The sequence below is a fragment of the Castellaniella sp. genome, from assembly GCF_049651205.1.
Taxonomy (GTDB): Bacteria; Pseudomonadota; Gammaproteobacteria; order Burkholderiales; family Burkholderiaceae_B; genus Castellaniella.
In genome coordinates, this window is record NZ_JBASBR010000018.1 from 177,050 (window position 1) to 194,776 (window position 17,727).

20 protein-coding genes are annotated in these 17,727 nt (G+C 56.8%); 16 read left to right on the forward strand and 4 right to left on the reverse strand.

The window, feature by feature from the left end:
* Positions 1-30: 30 nt before the first annotated feature.
* From WA928_RS12290 to WA928_RS12315, 6 genes are read left to right on the forward strand one after another with little or no spacing between them, the layout of a single operon-like run.
* On the forward strand, positions 31-753 hold the full coding sequence (locus WA928_RS12290) for a succinate dehydrogenase/fumarate reductase iron-sulfur subunit (protein WP_350381819.1): 723 nt from the start codon (positions 31-33) through the stop codon (positions 751-753).
* A complete protein-coding gene (locus WA928_RS12295; RefSeq protein WP_350381820.1) occupies positions 750-1,097 on the forward strand; it encodes a succinate dehydrogenase in 348 nt (115 codons plus the stop codon). Before WA928_RS12290 ends, WA928_RS12295 begins: the two co-directional genes overlap by 4 nt.
* A complete protein-coding gene (sdhC, locus tag WA928_RS12300; protein ID WP_417252533.1) occupies positions 1,094-1,456 on the forward strand; it encodes a succinate dehydrogenase, cytochrome b556 subunit in 363 nt (120 codons plus the stop codon). Before WA928_RS12295 ends, sdhC begins: the two co-directional genes overlap by 4 nt.
* A gap of 45 nt (positions 1,457-1,501) precedes the next feature.
* On the forward strand, positions 1,502-2,377 hold the full coding sequence (locus WA928_RS12305; protein WP_417276327.1) for a fumarate hydratase: 876 nt from the start codon (positions 1,502-1,504) through the stop codon (positions 2,375-2,377).
* A 2-nt stretch (positions 2,378-2,379) separates the two neighbouring features.
* Positions 2,380-2,994, forward strand: coding sequence for a FumA C-terminus/TtdB family hydratase beta subunit (locus tag WA928_RS12310; protein WP_424304011.1), 615 nt, complete (start codon positions 2,380-2,382; stop codon positions 2,992-2,994).
* Entirely contained in the window at positions 2,991-4,706 is a 1,716-nt protein-coding gene (locus tag WA928_RS12315; RefSeq protein ID WP_424304014.1) for an L-aspartate oxidase, read from the forward strand. Before WA928_RS12310 ends, WA928_RS12315 begins: the two co-directional genes overlap by 4 nt.
* 79 nt (positions 4,707-4,785) lie before the next feature.
* On the opposite strand, the gene WA928_RS12320 is transcribed toward WA928_RS12315, so the two are convergent.
* A complete protein-coding gene (locus tag WA928_RS12320; RefSeq protein ID WP_424304017.1) occupies positions 4,786-4,977 on the reverse strand; it encodes a hypothetical protein in 192 nt (63 codons plus the stop codon).
* A 583-nt stretch (positions 4,978-5,560) separates the two neighbouring features.
* Here WA928_RS12320 and WA928_RS12325 point away from each other — a divergent pair.
* The 9 genes from WA928_RS12325 (at position 5,561) to WA928_RS12365 (ending at position 13,604) form a co-directional block, all read left to right on the forward strand.
* Positions 5,561-5,842, forward strand: coding sequence for a UxaA family hydrolase (locus WA928_RS12325; RefSeq protein WP_417252538.1), 282 nt, complete (start codon positions 5,561-5,563; stop codon positions 5,840-5,842).
* An 86-nt stretch (positions 5,843-5,928) separates the two neighbouring features.
* Positions 5,929-7,098: a UxaA family hydrolase gene (locus WA928_RS12330; protein ID WP_350381827.1), complete on the forward strand. Its 1,170-nt coding sequence runs from the start codon at positions 5,929-5,931 to the stop codon at positions 7,096-7,098.
* A 212-nt stretch (positions 7,099-7,310) separates the two neighbouring features.
* Positions 7,311-8,099: an ABC transporter ATP-binding protein gene (locus WA928_RS12335; protein WP_424304055.1), complete on the forward strand. Its 789-nt coding sequence runs from the start codon at positions 7,311-7,313 to the stop codon at positions 8,097-8,099.
* Positions 8,092-8,997, forward strand: coding sequence for an ABC transporter permease (locus WA928_RS12340; RefSeq protein WP_424304020.1), 906 nt, complete (start codon positions 8,092-8,094; stop codon positions 8,995-8,997). The genes WA928_RS12335 and WA928_RS12340 overlap by 8 nt, the downstream gene beginning before the upstream one ends.
* 6 nt (positions 8,998-9,003) lie before the next feature.
* Entirely contained in the window at positions 9,004-9,762 is a 759-nt protein-coding gene (locus tag WA928_RS12345; protein WP_424304023.1) for a GntR family transcriptional regulator, read from the forward strand.
* Between the two features lie 65 nt (positions 9,763-9,827).
* Complete coding sequence (locus tag WA928_RS12350; protein ID WP_417276332.1) at positions 9,828-10,757, forward strand: hydroxyacid dehydrogenase; 930 nt, start codon at positions 9,828-9,830, stop codon at positions 10,755-10,757.
* Between the two features lie 106 nt (positions 10,758-10,863).
* Complete coding sequence (locus WA928_RS12355; protein WP_417276333.1) at positions 10,864-11,865, forward strand: Ldh family oxidoreductase; 1,002 nt, start codon at positions 10,864-10,866, stop codon at positions 11,863-11,865.
* 10 nt (positions 11,866-11,875) lie between these two features.
* A complete protein-coding gene (locus WA928_RS12360) occupies positions 11,876-12,772 on the forward strand; it encodes a LysR family transcriptional regulator (protein WP_424304026.1) in 897 nt (298 codons plus the stop codon).
* A gap of 142 nt (positions 12,773-12,914) precedes the next feature.
* A complete protein-coding gene (locus WA928_RS12365; RefSeq protein ID WP_424304029.1) occupies positions 12,915-13,604 on the forward strand; it encodes a sulfite exporter TauE/SafE family protein in 690 nt (229 codons plus the stop codon).
* An 11-nt stretch (positions 13,605-13,615) separates the two neighbouring features.
* On the opposite strand, the gene WA928_RS12370 is transcribed toward WA928_RS12365, so the two are convergent.
* From WA928_RS12370 to WA928_RS12380, 3 genes are all read right to left on the reverse strand, one after another.
* Positions 13,616-14,158, reverse strand: a complete 543-nt coding sequence (locus WA928_RS12370; RefSeq protein WP_417276706.1) for a YqaA family protein — start codon at positions 14,156-14,158, stop codon at positions 13,616-13,618.
* A 28-nt stretch (positions 14,159-14,186) separates the two neighbouring features.
* Entirely contained in the window at positions 14,187-15,437 is a 1,251-nt protein-coding gene (locus WA928_RS12375; protein ID WP_417276336.1) for a D-amino acid dehydrogenase, read from the reverse strand.
* 134 nt (positions 15,438-15,571) lie between these two features.
* Positions 15,572-16,468: a LysR family transcriptional regulator gene (locus WA928_RS12380; protein WP_417276337.1), complete on the reverse strand. Its 897-nt coding sequence runs from the start codon at positions 16,466-16,468 to the stop codon at positions 15,572-15,574.
* A gap of 288 nt (positions 16,469-16,756) precedes the next feature.
* Between WA928_RS12380 and WA928_RS12385 the strand changes: the two genes are divergently transcribed.
* Positions 16,757-17,662 carry an amino acid ABC transporter substrate-binding protein gene (locus WA928_RS12385; protein ID WP_417276338.1) on the forward strand — a complete coding sequence of 302 codons (906 nt, stop codon included), beginning with the start codon at positions 16,757-16,759 and terminating at the stop codon, positions 17,660-17,662.
* The last annotated feature ends 65 nt before the right edge of the window (positions 17,663-17,727 follow it).

The window sequence follows — 17,727 nt, forward strand, 5'->3', positions numbered from 1 at the left end:
CCCGTATGGTGTCGTAATGGAGTCCAAGCCTTGAATGCCAGTCATTTACGCGCAAAAGTCTGGCGCGGTACTGAAAACGGTGATTTTGTCACCTATGACGTGCCACGCAACGAAAGCCAGACCGTGCTTGATGTAGTTACCTATATTCAACGTCATCTGGATAGCACGCTGTCCTACCGATTTTCCTGTCGAGTCGGCATGTGCGGCTCCTGCGCCATGAATGTCAATGGCATCGCACGCTGGACCTGTCGCACCCATGTGTCCAAGGTCTTGAAAGGCGATGTACTGGAAATTGCCCCCTTGTCCAATTTGCCAGTCATCAAAGATCTTGCAACCGACATGAAGGTCTTTTTTGACAAGTGGGCGCGCGCCATGGGCCAGTTTCATGGGTCAAAAACGCGGCATGATGAGTTTGCGCTGGTGGATCCAGCCTCAAAAGAACGTGTGGCTGCTGCAGATGGCACTGAGTGCATTGGTTGTGGCGTTTGCTATTCCTCATGCGATGTCGTCACCTGGCTACCGGATTTTCTGGGGCCGGCCGCCCTGAACCGTTCCTGGACCTTGATGAATGATGTCCGTGACGTCAAGCATGCGGAGCGCCTGGAAGTGGTGGCGGGCGACGCCGGATGCCATTCCTGTCATACGCAGGGTTCTTGCACGGAGCGCTGTCCCAAGCATATTGCACCCAGCTTCAGTATTGCCGGGCTCAAGCAGCTGACTGTCACAGAAGCGATCTGGGGCAAGAAGTCATGAGCAACCGTGCCACTTTGCAGACCCGGTTCTGGTATTGGCAGCACGTCAGCGCTGCCGTGCTGACACTATGTATCGTGGTGCATATCGGTGTCATTTTCTATGCCATGCGAGGGGGGCTGACAGGCTCAGAGATCCTCGAGCGCACGCGTGGCAACTGGGTGTTTGGCACTTTTTATGCGGTGTTTGTGCTGGCCTGTGCAGTGCATGTTTTTGGCGGCCTGCGCAATGTGGCTCAAGAGTGGTTTGCCATGGGCCGCACGGGCGCGTTGCTTTTTGCCAGGCTGTTCAGTGCAGCCATCCTGGTTTTGGGCCTTGTGGCCGTTTACGCGGTGACAACATCATGAAACGTGTCAATGACTTTCGTGCCCGCAACCACCCGTCGTACTGGGCGTTCCTGGTGCATCGGGTGTCGGGCTTGTTGCTGGTCATTTTTCTGCCGATTCACTTTCTGGCGCTTAGTCTGGCGCTAAAGGGTGACGCGGCGCTGAATGGCTTTATCAGCTTCACCGATACCCCGCTTTTCAAGGTGGGTGAGCTGGGCCTGGTGGTGTTGCTGACCCTGCATCTGGTGGGTGGCGTTCGTCTGTTGCTGATTGATTTCCGCCCTGTGCGTCCTCCAGGGCTGCTGAAGCACTGGATATATGGCGGCGCGGCGATGGGCCTGGCTGCTGGCGCGGCGTTCGTCGTCACCCTGAATTTCTGATCATTCATCATTATTGCGCCGCAGTGGCGCGCAGAGGAAACCCCCATGAAGGTGGATTTGAAGGCAGTTGAGGATTCTTCGAAGGAACTCTATATCCGGGCACTCAAGATTCTGCCGCCGGACATCAAGGAAGGCTTTCGTCGGTTATTGCTGGGCGAGACATCTGCACGGGCAAAGCAGATGCTCTCCACCATGACCACCAACATTGATGTGGCCGAAGCCAATACCAACCTGCTGTGCCAGGATACTGGTGTGCCGGTGTATTACGTGAAGGTGGGCTCCAATGTGCAGTTCAATGGCCGTGAACTGATCCAGGCCATTCGTCGTGGCTGCGAGCGAGCCACCCTGGAGCATCCGCTGCGCTCCTCGATTGTGCATCCGATTACGCGCAAGAACAACCAGAACTCCTGTGGTATCGATGTCCCGGTCATCAGTTTCGATTTTATTGATGAGCCGGATGTCCTGGAGATCCTTATGGTGCCCAAGGGCAGTGGTGCTGAAAACAATTCGTTTCTGAAGATGGCTGTACCGGCAGAAGGGGTCAACGCGATCAAGGAGTTCGTGATCGACTGCGTCCTGGCAGCGGGTGGCAAGACGTGCCCGCCCACGATTGTCGGCGTGGGCATCGGAGGAACCTCCGAACTATGCGTGGCTATGGCTAAGCGCGCCGCGATTCGAAGTCTTGATTCGGTGTGCACCGATCCTGATGGCGCAGCCCTTGAACATGAGCTGTCGATGGCGGTCAATAAGCTGGGCGTGGGGCCACAAGGTTTGGGGGGCGATTCCACCTCGTTTGCGGTGCATATCGAGCTGGCTGCCACCCACATCACGATGAACCCGATTGCTGTCAATATGCAGTGTCATTCGGCACGGCGCGCGTCGGCACGGTTTACCCCAGACAACATTACTTATGGATTCTGAAGATGGCTCATTACAACTGGACGACGCCCGTAAGCGAAGCACAGATCCGTCAGTTGCGGATCAATGACACCGTCACCCTGCAGGGAACACTGTTTGGGATCCGGGATGCAACCCTCATCAATATGTTCGACCGCGGACGAACCACCAAGTTCGACCTCAACGGGCATGCGGTCATCCATACGGCACCCAATGTAAAAAAGGTTCCTGTCAGCCCGGAATTCCCGGCCGGCTACGCATCCATCTGCATTGGTACAACCACTTCCGATCGCATGGAGCGCTTCACGCAGCCGCTGCTCAAGGAGACCGGGGTGCGTATGGTGATTGGCAAGGGTGGTATGCGAGAAGGCTCCCAGGCGGCATTCCAGGAGTTCGGTGGTGTCTATCTTGTTATTTCGGGCGGTGTGGCGGCCCTTGAAACCACATGGATAGAGGCCATCGAGGATGTAGATCTCGACGACCTGAATCCGGAGTCCCTATGGAAATTCAGGGTCAAGGATTTTGGACCCTTGCTGGTGGGTATGGATAGCCACGGTGACAGTCTCTACAACGAGGTCAAACGCGATGCGCAATCGCGCCGGGCTCAGGTTCTGGCCAGCCTGGGGGTGCCCTCTACATGAATATCAAACGCTTGCAGACGGATATTCTGATCCTGGGCTCGGGCGGCGCGGGGCTGTTTGCGGCGCTGCACGCGCACCAAAGCGATCCTACCCTGTCCATTACCGTTGCCGTGAAAGGGCTGTTGGGCAAGTCTGGTTGTACCCGTATGGTGCAGGGCGGCTACAACGTGGCTCTGGCCGAAGGAGACTCGGTCGAAAGACATTTCATGGACACGATCGAGGGTAGCAAGTGGCTGGCTGATCAGGATCTGGCCTGGGCGCTGGTGACGAAAGCTGTCGAACGTGTGCACGAACTGGAAAATGAGCTGGGATGCTTTTTTGATCGTAATCCGGACGGCACTGTGCACCAGAAGGCGTTTGCAGGGCAGACCTTCGACCGCACCGTGCACAAGGGCGACCTGACCGGGATTGAGATCATCAACCGCTTGTCTGAACAGATTTGGTCGCGCAATATCGGCCGGCTCGAAGAGCACCGTGCGATCGATTTCATCAAAACCCCGGATGGCAAGGCATTGGCTGGCGTTTTGATGATCGACGTGCGCACTGGAGAGTTTGTGTTTGTGCAGGCCAAGGCAGTGCTGCTTGGCACGGGGGGTGGGCCCACGATGTATCGATATCACACCCCGTCTGGCGAAAAAAATTGTGATGGCCTGGCGATGACATTACGGGCGGGTTTGCCGCTGCGTGATATGGAGATGGTGCAGTTTCACCCCACCGGGCTGCTGGCGGGCGAAGACACCCGCATGACAGGCACTGTCATCGAAGAGGGGCTGCGTGGTGCGGGCGGCTATCTTCTAAATGGCGAAAAAGAGCGCTTCATGCATAAGTATGATGCCCGTGGCGAGCGCGCGACGCGTGACATCGTGTCGAGGGGCATTTTCTTCGAGATGCGCGAACGGCGGACGACACCGCACGGAGGGGTCTACATCCAGATGAGTCATCTGGGCCCGGATAAAGTGCGCAAGCAGTTCAAGGGCATGGTCGAGCGCTGTGCCGACAGTGGCTTTGATCTGGCGGGCGGGCTGGTCGAGGTGGTACCCACGGCGCACTACATGATGGGTGGCCTTGTGATCCGGCCTGATTGCTCCACCGAGCTGCCGGCGCTATTTGCTGCTGGAGAGGACACGGGTGGCGTGCATGGGGCCAATCGCCTGGGGGGCAATGGGGTGGCCGATTCCACAGTGTTTGGGGGTATTGCGGGGGATACCCTGGCGCCCTGGGTTCGGGATCATGGCGCCTGGCTTGAGCCGGACGAAGCAGCGATCACGCGAAGCATCGAGGCGCATACCTTGCCATTTCGATTGCCTGCCGGTGATCTGAATGGCATCCGTGAAAGGCTGTATACCTGCATGTGGGATGACGTGGGCATTGTGCGCTCGGCCGACAGCCTGCGAAAGGGCTTGCAGGCGTTGGATGAACTGAATGCCGAATTGCTGCAAACCGGCGTTGTGCCTGATGAAAGGGCGTTTAACCTGACATGGCACGATTGGCTGAATTTAAGAAACCTGATTGTTGTCAGCCAGTCGATTGCAGTGGCTGCACTGGCCCGCGAAGATTCTCGCGGTGCTCATTACCGCGAGGATTTTCCGGAGATCGTAGACTTGCCGGGCTCTACCTACACGGTGGTGCGCCAGGAGGGAGAAACCTTGCAGTTATCCAGAGAGCCAGTGCACTTCACCCGCGTCAAGCCGGGCGAAACAATACTTTCGTAACTGGCTTTGGGCCCCATTGTGTGGGCCCTTTTTACAAAAAACGCCGCGAACACGCGGCGTTTTCTTTTGACACCGAGGCTTATTGGGCGGCGTGGTGGCTGAGCTGCCCGGCAGTGGACACTTGATCACGGTGAAAGAATTGCACGGCCTTGCGAAAGGCGCGCATCACAGCACGATCCAGCGGGTATGCATAACGGGCTTCAAAGGCTTGAGCAATCAGTACTTGCTCGGCAGCGTCGGTGAATAGGGGAAGATTGCTTTGTTTTGTCATGTCTATGGTTGGCTTGTGTGCCTGAAAAAGCAGTTGCGCTAAGACGCATCTCACTAAAAAAGATTTTACTTATTGTGTCTTTTTATTCTAGGGTAAACCCTAAAATCTAACAAGATTTCTGATGCCAAAATCGATGATTTTCAGGGATTGTGTTGCCAAAATGCTGCAACGCATCACTTGCCAGACATGATCTGCCTGACAGGCACGAGAATTGCTTGTGTCTTTGGAGACCCTGTTGATGTGCTGGTTATCCTGCTTCTCTGGTGCACTACTCGCATGAGTTTTATGCGATTTCAGTGACACATCTGATCCTAATCATCTTGAATTTCTGCACTGCACAAGGCGTTGGATAAATAGTAACGTGATTTATCGAAGGCATCTAAAACATCTAGATGACATAATTGACATTGATCATCCTGACGCCTAATCTGGCCGTGAGTTAAGTGATCACAAGAAATTGCGTGACTGCCACCGTCAATCGGTGCTGTCGCACGACCGCACCGATGCTGCCGCATAACTGCAACTGTGCACCGAAGTGGAAGCAGCCCTGCGATAACCGCTATCTTGGCAAAAGGAGAAAGAGATGATTCATCTCGTACTGCACGATAAGCACGACATGGTTGCCGTTGCTGTCGTCGAGGGTGTGACGGCTGGTATGGATTTAACCGCCTGGATCATGGATGAGGATGAACTGATCCAGACAAAGGCGCTTCAGGATATCCCTATTGGGCACAAGATTGCCCTGACGGACATGGCCGTGGGCGACACCGTGATCAAGTACGGCGTGGATATCGGCAAGGTGGTGGCACCAATCAAGAAGGGTGAGCACGCGCACGTTCACAACATCAAGACCAAGCGTTGGTAATCCCCTTCAGGTTGGTGCGCAGATAGCGCAATGCGTCAGACATCGCGTCAGCGATTTACTTCATTCCACTTCACGGAAGCCACATCATGATCAGCAAAGACACTACTTTTTTGGGATACCGGCGTGAAAATGGCCGCGTGGGTGTACGCAACCATGTCATCATCCTGCCGCTGGACGATCTGTCCAATGCGGCATGTGAGGCCGTTGCCCACAACATCCACGGTACAACCGTCATCAAGCACCCCTATGGTCGCCTTCAGTTTGGGGCCGATCTCGACCTGCATTTTCGTACGCTCATTGGGGCTGGCTCAAACCCGAATGTGGCAGCGGTGGTTGTGATCGGCATCGAAGAAGAATGGACGCGCAAGCTTGTCGAAGGAATTGCCGCAACGGGCAAGCCCGTCACGGGTTTTGGCATCGAGCGCCACGGCGACCATGAAACCATCATGAAAGCGTCCCAGGTAGCCAAAAAATATGTGCAGTGGGCCTCGGAGAAACAGCGTGAAGTCTGTCCCATCAGCGATTTGTGGGTTTCCACCAAATGCGGCGAGAGCGACACCACGTCGGGTTGCGGTTCGAACCCGTCGGTTGGAAACGCATTTGACAAGTTGCATGCCCTCGGCACCACGTTGGTGTTTGGTGAAACCACCGAGCTCACCGGGGGTGAAAACTTTGTGGCTGATCGCTGCGCGAATGACAAAGTCCGCAAAGAATTCATGGATATTTTCAATCGCTACCAGGATGTCATTGATCGGCACAAGACATCCGATCTGTCCGACTCTCAGCCAACCAAGGGCAACATCGAAGGCGGCCTGACGACGATCGAAGAAAAAGCGATGGGCAATATCCAGAAGATCGGCAAGACTTGCACGGTTGATGGTGTGCTGGATAAAGCGGTGACGCCGACGCATCCGGGCTTGTGGTTTATGGATAGTTCGTCGGCAGCGGCCGAGATGGTTACCTTGTGTGCGGCGGCAGGTTTCGTCGTGCACTTTTTCCCCACAGGGCAGGGCAATATCATCGGCAATCCCATTTTGCCCGTCATCAAGCTCAGCGCCAATCCGCGCACAGTCAGAACCATGAGTGAGCATATCGACTTCGACTGCTCGCCGCTGCTGCAGCGCGAAATGAACCTCGACCAGGCAGGCGACGAATTGTTGAAAACGATGCTGGCAACTGTCAATGGTCGCTTGACATCGGCCGAAGCCTTGGGCCATCACGAGTTCGTCATGACTCGTTTGTACGAAAGCGCCTGATCAACGGTGCCTGGCACCATGCCTCTGGCCCGTTGCGGCAGCCAAACAGCGTCGATCAGACGGCGTCCGGCAAGCCGCGTGTGGCCAGGTGCACCAGACGCGCAGCAATCAGGAACCGATTCCCGGCCGGATATCACAAGAAGAATCTCGCAACCGGCCTTTTTCTGGAAAACGAGCCAGGCTGCCCGGCAGTTTTCAAGGAGGAGAGCAGGATGAATAGTGCATCAACACCCTTGCTGGAAGTCGACGGGGTGACCGTTCAGTACAAGACCAAGGAATACCTGGTCACCGCCACATATCGTGTGGGATTCAACGCTTATCAGTCAGATCGTTTCGTCTTGCTTGGGGCGTCTGGCTGTGGAAAATCCACCCTGCTAAAGACGGTCGGCGGCTATTTGTCGCCCACCGAGGGGGAGATCCGTCTGAAGGGCAAGAGTATTACCTCGCCAGGGCCCGATCGCATGATGGTGTTTCAGGAATTTGACCAATTGCCTCCCTGGAAAACTGTCAAGCAAAACGTTGTGTTTCCCTTGATTGCCAGCAAAAAGTTGCAGGGCAAGGCTGCAGAAGAAAAGGCCATGCAATATATCGAGAAGGTCAAGTTGACCCAATTTGCCAACCATTATCCGCACCAGCTCTCAGGCGGCATGAAGCAGCGTGTGGCCATTGCTCGTGGCATGGCCATGGAGCCCGATATCTTGTTGATGGATGAACCCTATGCCGCACTGGACGCGCTGACACGCAAATCCATGCAGGATGAGTTGCTTGCGTTGTGGCAGGACACGAAATTCACGGTGCTGTTCGTGACGCACTCTATCGAGGAAGCAGTCAAGATCGGCAACCGGATCCTCCTGCTGTCGCCCCATCCGGGGCAGGTGATGGCCGAGCTCAACAGCACCGGCGAAGATTCCGTCGACGCAAGTGGCCGCAGGCTTACGGAGCGCATCAATGACTTACTTTTCTCTCACAATACCGAATCAGAGGCCACACGCCATGACTGACGGATTGCACCCAGATATCAATGCCAGCATAGAAACGGGGCCTGCACCTCGCGAAGAGCGGTTTTGCAAGCCAGCGGAGAGCAAGGATTTCGGCATTATCCAAAAGCCGTTAAGCCGCTGGGAACAGATCTACGAAAACAATGTGGCGCGTAAAGTCTTTATCCTTGTGCTGTTGGCGGTGGCCTGGCAGTTCTATAGCATGTATCTGGATAACGAACTGCTGTTTCCGACCTTTATCGCAACGGTCAAGGCGCTGGTGGTCGCTATCCTGGATCGCGGTCTGCTGGAGAAATCCTGGTTTTCCATCCGGGTGCTGCTGATGGGTTATGCCGCGGGCTTGTTTTTGGCGGCACTGCTGACGATCTTTGCCATTACGTCGCGCCTGGGCCGGGATTTTCTCGAAACTGCCACGGCCATGTTCAACCCCCTGCCTGCCATTGCGCTGCTGCCGTTGGCCTTGCTGTGGTTTGGTCTGGGTACCGATAGCCTGGTGTTCGTGCTGATTCACTCCGTGCTGTGGGCGGTTGCCCTGAATACCCATTCAGGGTTTCAGTCGGTGAGCGCCACGTTGCGGATGGTGGGCCGAAACTACGGCTTGACTGGACTGCGTTATGTATTTGGCATCCTGATCCCGGCAGCCTTTCCTACCATCCTGGCAGGCTTGAAGATCGGCTGGGCATTCGCATGGCGTACCTTGATCGCGGCAGAGCTGGTGTTTGGCGTCAGTTCTGGCAGTGGCGGTCTGGGTTGGTTCGTGTACGAAAACAAGAATCAGCTGGATATCCCCAGTGTGTTTGCGGGCTTGCTCACGGTCATCGTGATTGGCCTGATCGTTGAAAACTTCATTTTCAGGGTGATCGAGCAAAAGACCATCCGAAAATGGGGCATGCAGCAATAAGCGCCTATGACGCCTGATTCGCTTGCCTCGTCCGCCCTGCTGTCCGGCAGCCTGCCCCTGTATCAGGTGGTGAAACAACGTATTTTGGATGCTTTGGCCTCAAAAGAATGGAAGCAGGGCGATGCCCTGCCTTCCGAGAAGTTTCTGGCCGGCCATTTCGGTGTTTCCATCGGTACGCTGCGCAAGGCGGTAGACGAGCTGGCGGCTGAAGGCATTCTGATCCGGCACCAGGGGCGTGGCACTTTTGTTGCCATGCACTCGCGCAATTCCCATTTTTTCCGGTTCTTTCGCATTGTGCGTCAAGAGGACAACGAGCGTGCCTATCCACAGTCCGAGATGGTTCGCTTTCGCCGTATGCGCGCTACCGAAGAAATCCGTCGGAAGCTGGATCTGAAGTCGGGGACGTACGCGTTTGAGTACGTCAATCTGCAGCGCTTGCATGGCTTGCCGGTGATTGTTGACACAATCTGGTTGCCAGAAGCCAGCTTTCGCGGGCTGACCGAGCAGCGAGTGAGTGAGCGCCCAAGCACCATTTACAGTTTTTACCAAGAAGCCTTTGGCATGAACGTGATCGGCACGGTAGAGCGAGTGCGGATTGCCCAGGCTGATGTCGAGCATGCCCAACTGATGCAGGTGGGTGTCGGCTACCCACTGCTGGAAGTCCGGCGTGTGGCGTATTCCTTTAACCGGCGCCCCGTTGAGTGGCGGGTGTCTCGAGTAAATACGGATGCCTACGAATATGTAGGACAGGATTTTCGGCTCTGACTGGCGGGGCATGGGGGTGCTCTTTGCCGTCACATGGGCCCAACAATAGGATCGGTGGTGAGTTAATGATCAAAATTGTGATTACCGAGTTTATGGATGCGCCTGCAGTCGCGCGACTACAAACAGACTTTGATGTGGTCTATGAGCCTGGCCTCGTTGATGACCGTGCGGCCTTGATGCAGGCGCTCGTTGGTGCACGTGGTCTGATTGTCCGTAATCGCACATCCGTCGATGGGGCTGTGTTGGCTGCCGGTACTGAGCTGCGGGTGGTGGGACGCCTGGGGGTGGGGCTGGATAACATCGACCTGGCTGCCTGTGCTGCGCGTGACATACGCGTGATCCCCGCCACCGGGGCAAACGCCCAGGCGGTGGCCGAATACGTCATCGCCACTGCGATGCTGCTGTTGCGCGGCGCGTATCGTGCCACGGCAGACGTCGCCGCCGGACGATGGCCCAGGACAGCGCTGTCTTCGGGGCAGGAGCTCGGAGGCAAAATCCTGGGTGTGGTGGGGTTTGGGTCCATCGGGCAGCGAGTGGCTCGTATGGCCATCGGGCTGGGGATGACAGTCGCCGCGTACGATCCGATTCTTGACAAGGACTCCAGCGTGTGGCGTGAACTGGGTGTCAGATCCCTGGCGCTTGACGATCTGGTTGCTCAGGCAGATGTTGTCAGCTTACATGTACCGCTGGTTGCTGCAACCCGTCATTTGTTCGATGAGCAGCGTCTGGCCGGGATGAAGCGCGGCGCCATTCTGATCAATACTGCGCGTGGGGGCATTGTCGATGAAACTGCACTGGTGGCTGCCTTGCAGAATGGCCATCTGGCCGGTGCCGCGCTGGACGTATTTGAGGCTGAACCTGTCCCCGAGAAAAATATTTTCTCGGGTGTGCCTGGGCTTTTGCTCACGCCACATATTGCGGGTGTCACCCGAGAGTCCAACCAGCGCGTCGGCGACATGATCGCGAGCGAGGTGGCTGGATACCTGTCTGCCTGAGTTTCACTGCGCCGGCCGACCACCGGGTAGTGAAGAATCCCCACTCCTGAACGGTTTGGGCGTTTGCTTGGTTCTGGTTTCTGTGTGATGACAAGAGGATTGCTTCATGACTACCTATAGCCTGGATGCACTCACCCAGTGGGCGCGGGAAACCCTCGAAGCTGCTGGGGCGACGCCCGAGATGGCTCAGAGCACTGCTCGCGCGCTTGTGGACGCTGAAGCCGTTGGCCTGCGGTCGCATGGTCTGGCACGGCTGTCTCAGTATGCAGCGCATTTGCGCAGTGGCCGGGTCAACGCCAAGGCGGTGCCTTTTGTGCGCCGGGCCCATGGCGCAGCCGCCCTGATTGATGCCGATGAGGGGCTGGCTTTTCCAGCCTGTGATCTGGCCATCAACGAAGCGATTCGCCTGGGCCAGGAGTTCTCGATTGCCTTTGTGGGTGTTACCCGCAGTCACCATTTCGGTGCGGCCGGGAATCATCTCGCGCGGATTGCTGCCAGCGGTCTGGCAGGCTTTGCATTTACCAACTCTCCGGCGGCGATGCCAGCCTGGGGTGGGCGCCGGGCGTTGTTTGGCACAAACCCCATCGCGGCAACCTTTCCACGTCAATATGATGATCCTGTGACTGTGGATCTTTCCTTGTCCAAGGTGGCACGGGGCAAATTGCTTGTCGCCGCGCGTGACGGGCAGGAGATCCCGCTGGGTTGGGCGCTGGATGCTCAAGGTCAGCCAACCAGCGATCCGCGCGCGGGACTCAAAGGCATGATGTGTCCGGCAGGCGACGTCAAGGGTGCCATGCTGGCACTGGTGGTGGAACTCCTGTGTGTGTCTCTTACTGGGGCGGCCTTCGGCTTCGAAGCAGATTCATTCTTTGACGAGAATGGCAATCGGCCGCACATTGGTCATGCATTCATCGCCATCAATCCGAGCGCATTGGTCTCTGCAGAGGTCTACCACGAGCGCATCGAGACGCTGCTGGCCGCGATGCTGGCCGACGAAGATGTGCGCATTCCAGGCCATCGCCGTACCGATCTCAAACGTCAGGCCCAGCGTAGCGGCATCGAGGTCTCCGAGGACATTGCCGCACAAATGTCGGGTCGCCAGGCATAAGACAGACACCATGTCGTCCTCCATCCGCACCCTGAAAACCTTTCTGGCGGTCGTTCGTTATGGCACTTTCGCCGCGGCGGGGGCCAAGATCGGGCTGACGCCGGCAGCTGTCGGGCTGCAGATAAAGGCGCTCGAGGAGGCCTTGAACTGCCAGCTCTTTGTGCGTAGTGGGCGTTCGGTGACGCTGGCTCCTCAGGGCCGCTTGCGGGTGGCCAAAATCGAAGACATTGTGGCGGCCTATGATTCGCTGGTTCACATCGACGAGAGGGCTGGGCTTTCCGGGCATGTCTCCGTGGGTGCGCTGGTGTCGGCGTTGATGGGGGCGTTTTCAGATGCGCTGCAAGCCATCAAGGAGAGGCATCCGCGCCTGAACGTCAGCCTGTACGCGGGGCAGTCGCGCGAGTTTGCGGTAAAGGTACTGCGAGGTGAGCTGGACGCAGCCGTGGTCACGCAGTCGCCCGAGCCGCTAAATCCCGAGCTGCTGTGGACACCTCTTTACACAGAATCGATGATCGGTATTGTGCCGCGCGCCGCTCCGGGTATGACTGACCCGGATTTGTCGTATCGGGTACTGGCGACATTGCCATTTCTGCGTTTTGACAAGCGCACCTGGACGGGGCAGTTGGTGCAGCAAACCTTGCTGCACCTGGGACTGACCCTGGATGATGGCATGGAACTGAACTCTATCGAGACCATTATCGAGCTTGTCAGACAAGGGTTTGGTGGTTCAATCGTGCCACGTCTGGCCAATGTAGACTGGTCTCGCGACGAGCACTTGCGTGTCATCGAGCTCCCTGGCGTAGCCGTGTTTCGTCACGTCGGGCTTCTGGAGCTCAGGCGGCATGGTCGTGGCAATTTCACAAACGAAGTCAAAACATATTTCTTTTCCCTCGGTCCGCGAGCCTGAACCGCTGATGGCAGCGTCAAGCTGTCATCATTGCACTTGCGTATAAAAATAAGGAACCCCGCAGATGCTCGATGCGCTCTTCAGCTCTTTGATGTCAGTTGCCGATCCAGCCGCCCTGCTATTTGCCGGCGCCGTGCTGTTTGTGGCGTACGCCATTTTTGGGCTGACAGGTTTTGGCTCTTCTGTGACAGCCATTCCCTTCCTGATTCAGGTTTTTCCGCTGCATGTGTGCGTGACGATCATGCTGCTGTTTGACCTTGTGGCCTGTTCTTTACTGAATTTGCGAGACGCGCGTCTGGCCAGCAAAGTAGAGCTCAAAAGAATCCTTCCCGGTCTGTTGCTCGGTGCAATATTGGGTATATTTCTGTCCTTGCACGCACCGAAGAAGCCTCTATTTTTGCTTCTGGGAGTGTTCGTAATCGTGATGGTGATCTGGAACAATTTCTTCAGTCACCGAGAGTATCGGGTAAAGCCGATTTTTGCGTTTCCGCTGTCATTTTTGGGCGGAGCTTTTACGACACTCTTTGGGACAGGGGGGCCGATGTATACCGTCTATTTGCTTGGCCGCGTGGATGACAAGAGAACCTTTCGATCGACCATGGGTGCCCTGATTGGCACCACTTCGGTCATCCGTTTCATTTTATTTTTTCTGGCTGGCTTTTTAAGCAGTGTGTCGACGTTTGTGTTGGCTGCTGTGCTGTTTCCTTCTGTGCTCGCGGGATTTTGGCTGGGTAGTGCGATGAATCGTCGTGCATCCACTGCACTTGTCAAAAAAATGGTTTGGGGCATCTTGCTGATTGGTGGTGTCAGCGCATTAATCAAAGGTTTATAAGTGGCCGTGCCCTACAGCCACGCCTGTACCCAGGGCCATGCATGCAGCAGTGCTGCAGTCATGACGATATATCGCAACAGCTTGCCCACGGCCATGTAGAACACACTGGGCCAAAAGGGCAATTTAAGCCAGCCTGCCACGGCGCAGAGGGGGTCGCCCACGGCGGGCAACCATGACAGCAGCAGCGCAGGCGGCCCAAAGCGCTGAAACCATTGCGTAGTCAGGGCGTGCCAGCGCCCGCCGGCGAGCTGCTTGTCGCTTTCTTGATGTGTCCGGCCAGCCCCGTCGTGCCAACGTTGCCAGACATTGCGGGCGCCAACGCCCATTGCGTAACTGATGATGCCGCCCAGGGTGTTGCCCAGTGTGGCCACAAATACCGCTGGCCAGAACATGTGCGGAGCCAGGTGTACATAGCCAAACACCGCGGGTTCTGAGCCCAGTGGCAGCAGGGTTGCGGACACCAGGCTGATCACGAAAACGGCAGACAGGCCTACCGTGGGCAGTGCCAGAAGTGCCAGGAGCGCGTGAATTGAGGACTGGAGCCAGAGTTCCATGGTGTCGAGAGTGTACGACACCGGCCGCCTAGCTGCGCGGCTGGAACGGGATGGGGTCGATTGCCGGGGTTTCCTGACGGATTAATGAGGACAGCAGGTGGCTGCTGCCACAAGCCAGCGTGAATCCCAGTGCGCCATGGCCGATATTTAGCCACAAGTTGTCGGCAGCCCGGCTTTGGCCAATCCAGGGCCGGCCATGTGGTGTTGCCGGCCGATATCCGGCCCAGGCCTGGGCGGCAGACAGATCCACATCCGGCAACAGGCTTTGGGCCTGGCGCCGAACCAGGTTAATGCGATCGGTTTCGATGCCCTGGTTGGATGCACCGATCCCGACCATGGCTGCGATACGCAGGGTGTCGCCCAATTTGGCGTACACGGTCTTGCGTTCGTAATCAGTGACGCTGATGGCCGGCACGTGTGCTTGCGCGCAGGGGACACTGAGGCTGTAGCCCTTTAGCGGATACAGCGGTACCTGTACTCCCAGCTGTGCCATCAGCGGCTGGCTGCCCATGCCGGCAGCCATGACAAAGTGGTCGGCCTCGATCAGGTCTCCCTGGCTGGTGCGCAAGGCCTGGATGCGGTTGCCGGTGCGTTGCAAGGCCTGGATGGTGGTGCCCATGCGGATATTGACGTTGCTCATGGCAGCCAGCTCTTTAAAGAGAGCGCTGGTGAGGCGGGCACAATCGCCGGATTCTTCGCTGGGGGTGTACACCGCGCCGGCCAGATGCGCTTGCGCAGGGGCCAGTGCGGGTTCCAGCTGGATCAGTTCTTGTGTGTTGAGGATGCGTTGGTCAGATCCCAGATCGGCCTGCAACTTGACTTGATCGCGGGCTTTTTCCAGCAGGGAGGGTGTGCGGTAGACAATCAGTTTGCCGTTTTTCGCGTGGCCGAAATCAAATGCGTGCGTGCTCTGGATGTCGTGCAGCACCTGGCGGCTTAAATAAGACAGGGATAGCAGCTGCGCAGTGGTGGCTGCAGCGGCCCGGTGTGTGCAGGCTTGCAGAAATTGCAGGCACCAGCGCCATTGACGAGGATCAGCGCGTAAGCGAAACCGCAGAGGTGACGATGGATTGAGAAGCCATGTCGGCAAGTGGGGCAGGACGTCTGGCTCGGCCAAAGGGGCCACATAGCTGTAACTGAGTTGACCGCCATTGGCGTGGCTGGCACCACTGGCCGGTTCTGTGGCCGAATCCACCAGCGTGACCTGCCAACCCTGTTGCGCCAATTGCCAGGCGGAGGTGACGCCAATAACCCCTGCGCCCAAAACACATGCATGCATAATGACTGTCTACGATTAGAAGAACAGCAGCGATTGTGGGCGCCCGGGAACACAATGACAAATACCAATGAGGGGCTCACCCATAACTTATTGTCATGGAAGCAGCAGCTCCGCCATTTGGATGATGGTAATGCTTATCTGGAGGTGTCCGGGCTGCCGTCCTGCAGTGCCGTGCACACCTGGCGCGCGGCGTCGATAACATCCCGATGCAGCAGGCTGAGAGGATCGCTGGTGTGCACCAGGATATTGACGGGTACTGCAATGACAGGATCCAGACGGCTGAGCGTCATGCCCGGGCGCAACATGGCGCGCCCTGTCAGCAAATCGACGATGGCATCTCCACAGCCGGCATCGACCAGACTGCAGGCTACATAATGGGTTTGCACCATGATGCGGGTGTCCAGCGTGATGCCCGCCGCACGCAAGGCATGATCCATCAGCGTACCGACTTGGTCGCGGGTGTCCAGCGCAATCACCGGCCGTGCCGTCAGTTGCTGCAGCTTGACGGGGTTTGGCGCGGGTTCGCGGCTGAGGTAGGCGAGTTCGGTGGTGCCCACGGGGATGCGGTGCAGACCCGGGTGGTCGTGGTCGTCGAAGGTGATTGCGATATCCAGGGCCTGTGTAAGCAGGCCTTCGACCAGATCGGGACTGTGCATGGTGCTGATCTTGAATGCCGCCTGCGTATTGCCATGAAAGCGCTGGATGATTCTGGGCAGCAGGCCCAGGCCGATGGCCGGGGCGCAACCGATGCGCAGATAGCCCTGGCGGCCCTGGCGCAGGTTGGCCGCCAGTTTGCGCACATGGGCAAGGTCTTCGCTGAGCTGGCCGATCTGCGGGCTGAGGATGTCTGCTTCGCGTGTGGGCACCAGGCGGCCCTTGACGCGATCGAAGAGCTTAAAACCCAGTTGGGATTCTGCATGAGCAAGGATCTTGCTGGCTGCTGGCTGGGAAATATTAAGCAGGGCGGCGGCTTGGGTTAGTGACCCTGCCTGGCAGATTGCCTCGAAAATTTCGATGTGCCGTAATCGCATGCGGAATGATCCTGAACTCTCTGGCGCAGTATAGAACATAGCCTTCTGTTATGGCTGCCTGCGAAATCGCTATTTGTTGATCCGTCAGAGGGTATCGATAATAGGGGCCGCATCTAGAGTTCATTGCCCACACTCATGGTCTGCACCGATGTCCAATCAAATAGTCTTGTGGCATGCTGTGGGTAGTGACAAAGTGTGTACACTTGCGGTCACCTGTCTTACCCTTTTACAGGTGCCCGTTTAGTGAAGAACCACTGAACATCACAAAAAAGCTAACCAGGAGGAACCATGAAACTATTGCCCCTCATTTTGGCAGCTACCGTTTCGGTAGTTGGCATGACGGCAGCCCAGGCTGAGAACAGCCGGATCGACAAAATCAAGTCTACCGGCGAGCTCACTCTGGGTTATCGCGAATCATCCATTCCGTTCTCCTACCTCGACGACAACCAGAAACCCGTCGGGTATTCCATGGACATCTGCAACGGCGTTGCTGATGCCCTCAAAAAAGATCTCAATCTGCCCAACCTTAAAATCAAGTTGGTATCCGTGACGTCCTCCACGCGGATCCCGCTGGTTGCCAATGGCACGGTCGATATCTCTTGCGGTTCGGCCACCAACAATGCCCAGCGCCAACAGCAGGTTGCGTTTGCCCCCACCACGTTTGTCACGGCTACCCGCTTTGCAGCGCTCAAGTCGTCCAATCTCAACGATCTGGCCGATTTCAAAGGCAAGACAGTCGTGTCTACCTCGGGTACCAGTAACCTCAAGTGGCTAACCCAAACCAATGCTGATCAAAAGCTCGGCATGCGCATCATCCCCGCCAAAGATCACTCCGAAGCCTTCCTTACGGTGGCTAACGGTCGTGCCACGGCATTCTTCATGGATGACATCCTGCTGGCAGGCCTGGTCGCCAATTCGCAAAACGCCAGCGACTGGATGATCAGCGAAAAAGCCTACACCACAGAGCCCTATGGCCTGATCGAGCCCAAGGGTGATCCTCAGTTCAAGACGGCAGTCGACAACGCAGTCAAGGGCATGATGAAAGACGGCAAGCTGGCTGAACTCTACAAAAAATGGTTCATGTCCCCCATCCCGCCCAAGAACATCAACCTCAACTGGCCGATGACTCCCGAACTCAAGAAAGTCATCGAGAACCCCACCGACTCGCCTAATCCTGACGACTACAAGATGTAATTCGTAGTCCTTAGGAATACACTGCGACAGTGGCGGCACCCTCCAGGAGTCTCCCTGGGGGGTGC

What these genes read in the sequence shown, in the direction of transcription:
- WA928_RS12295 (WP_350381820.1), top strand. Translation starts at nt 750, where the DNA reads ATGAGCAACCGTGCCACTTTGCAGACCCGGTTCTGGTATTGGCAGCAC.
- sdhC (WP_417252533.1), top strand. Translation starts at nt 1,094, where the DNA reads ATGAAACGTGTCAATGACTTTCGTGCCCGCAACCACCCGTCGTACTGG.
- WA928_RS12305 (WP_417276327.1), top strand. Translation starts at nt 1,502, where the DNA reads ATGAAGGTGGATTTGAAGGCAGTTGAGGATTCTTCGAAGGAACTCTAT.
- WA928_RS12310 (WP_424304011.1), top strand. Translation starts at nt 2,380, where the DNA reads ATGGCTCATTACAACTGGACGACGCCCGTAAGCGAAGCACAGATCCGT.
- WA928_RS12315 (WP_424304014.1), top strand. Translation starts at nt 2,991, where the DNA reads ATGAATATCAAACGCTTGCAGACGGATATTCTGATCCTGGGCTCGGGC.
- WA928_RS12320 (WP_424304017.1), bottom strand. Translation starts at nt 4,977, where the DNA reads ATGACAAAACAAAGCAATCTTCCCCTATTCACCGACGCTGCCGAGCAA.
- WA928_RS12325 (WP_417252538.1), top strand. Translation starts at nt 5,561, where the DNA reads ATGATTCATCTCGTACTGCACGATAAGCACGACATGGTTGCCGTTGCT.
- WA928_RS12330 (WP_350381827.1), top strand. Translation starts at nt 5,929, where the DNA reads ATGATCAGCAAAGACACTACTTTTTTGGGATACCGGCGTGAAAATGGC.
- WA928_RS12335 (WP_424304055.1), top strand. Translation starts at nt 7,311, where the DNA reads ATGAATAGTGCATCAACACCCTTGCTGGAAGTCGACGGGGTGACCGTT.
- WA928_RS12340 (WP_424304020.1), top strand. Translation starts at nt 8,092, where the DNA reads ATGACTGACGGATTGCACCCAGATATCAATGCCAGCATAGAAACGGGG.
- WA928_RS12345 (WP_424304023.1), top strand. Translation starts at nt 9,004, where the DNA reads ATGACGCCTGATTCGCTTGCCTCGTCCGCCCTGCTGTCCGGCAGCCTG.
- WA928_RS12350 (WP_417276332.1), top strand. Translation starts at nt 9,828, where the DNA reads ATGATCAAAATTGTGATTACCGAGTTTATGGATGCGCCTGCAGTCGCG.
- WA928_RS12355 (WP_417276333.1), top strand. Translation starts at nt 10,864, where the DNA reads ATGACTACCTATAGCCTGGATGCACTCACCCAGTGGGCGCGGGAAACC.
- WA928_RS12360 (WP_424304026.1), top strand. Translation starts at nt 11,876, where the DNA reads ATGTCGTCCTCCATCCGCACCCTGAAAACCTTTCTGGCGGTCGTTCGT.
- WA928_RS12370 (WP_417276706.1), bottom strand. Translation starts at nt 14,158, where the DNA reads ATGGAACTCTGGCTCCAGTCCTCAATTCACGCGCTCCTGGCACTTCTG.
- WA928_RS12375 (WP_417276336.1), bottom strand. Translation starts at nt 15,437, where the DNA reads ATGCATGCATGTGTTTTGGGCGCAGGGGTTATTGGCGTCACCTCCGCC.
- WA928_RS12380 (WP_417276337.1), bottom strand. Translation starts at nt 16,468, where the DNA reads ATGCGATTACGGCACATCGAAATTTTCGAGGCAATCTGCCAGGCAGGG.
- WA928_RS12385 (WP_417276338.1), top strand. Translation starts at nt 16,757, where the DNA reads ATGAAACTATTGCCCCTCATTTTGGCAGCTACCGTTTCGGTAGTTGGC.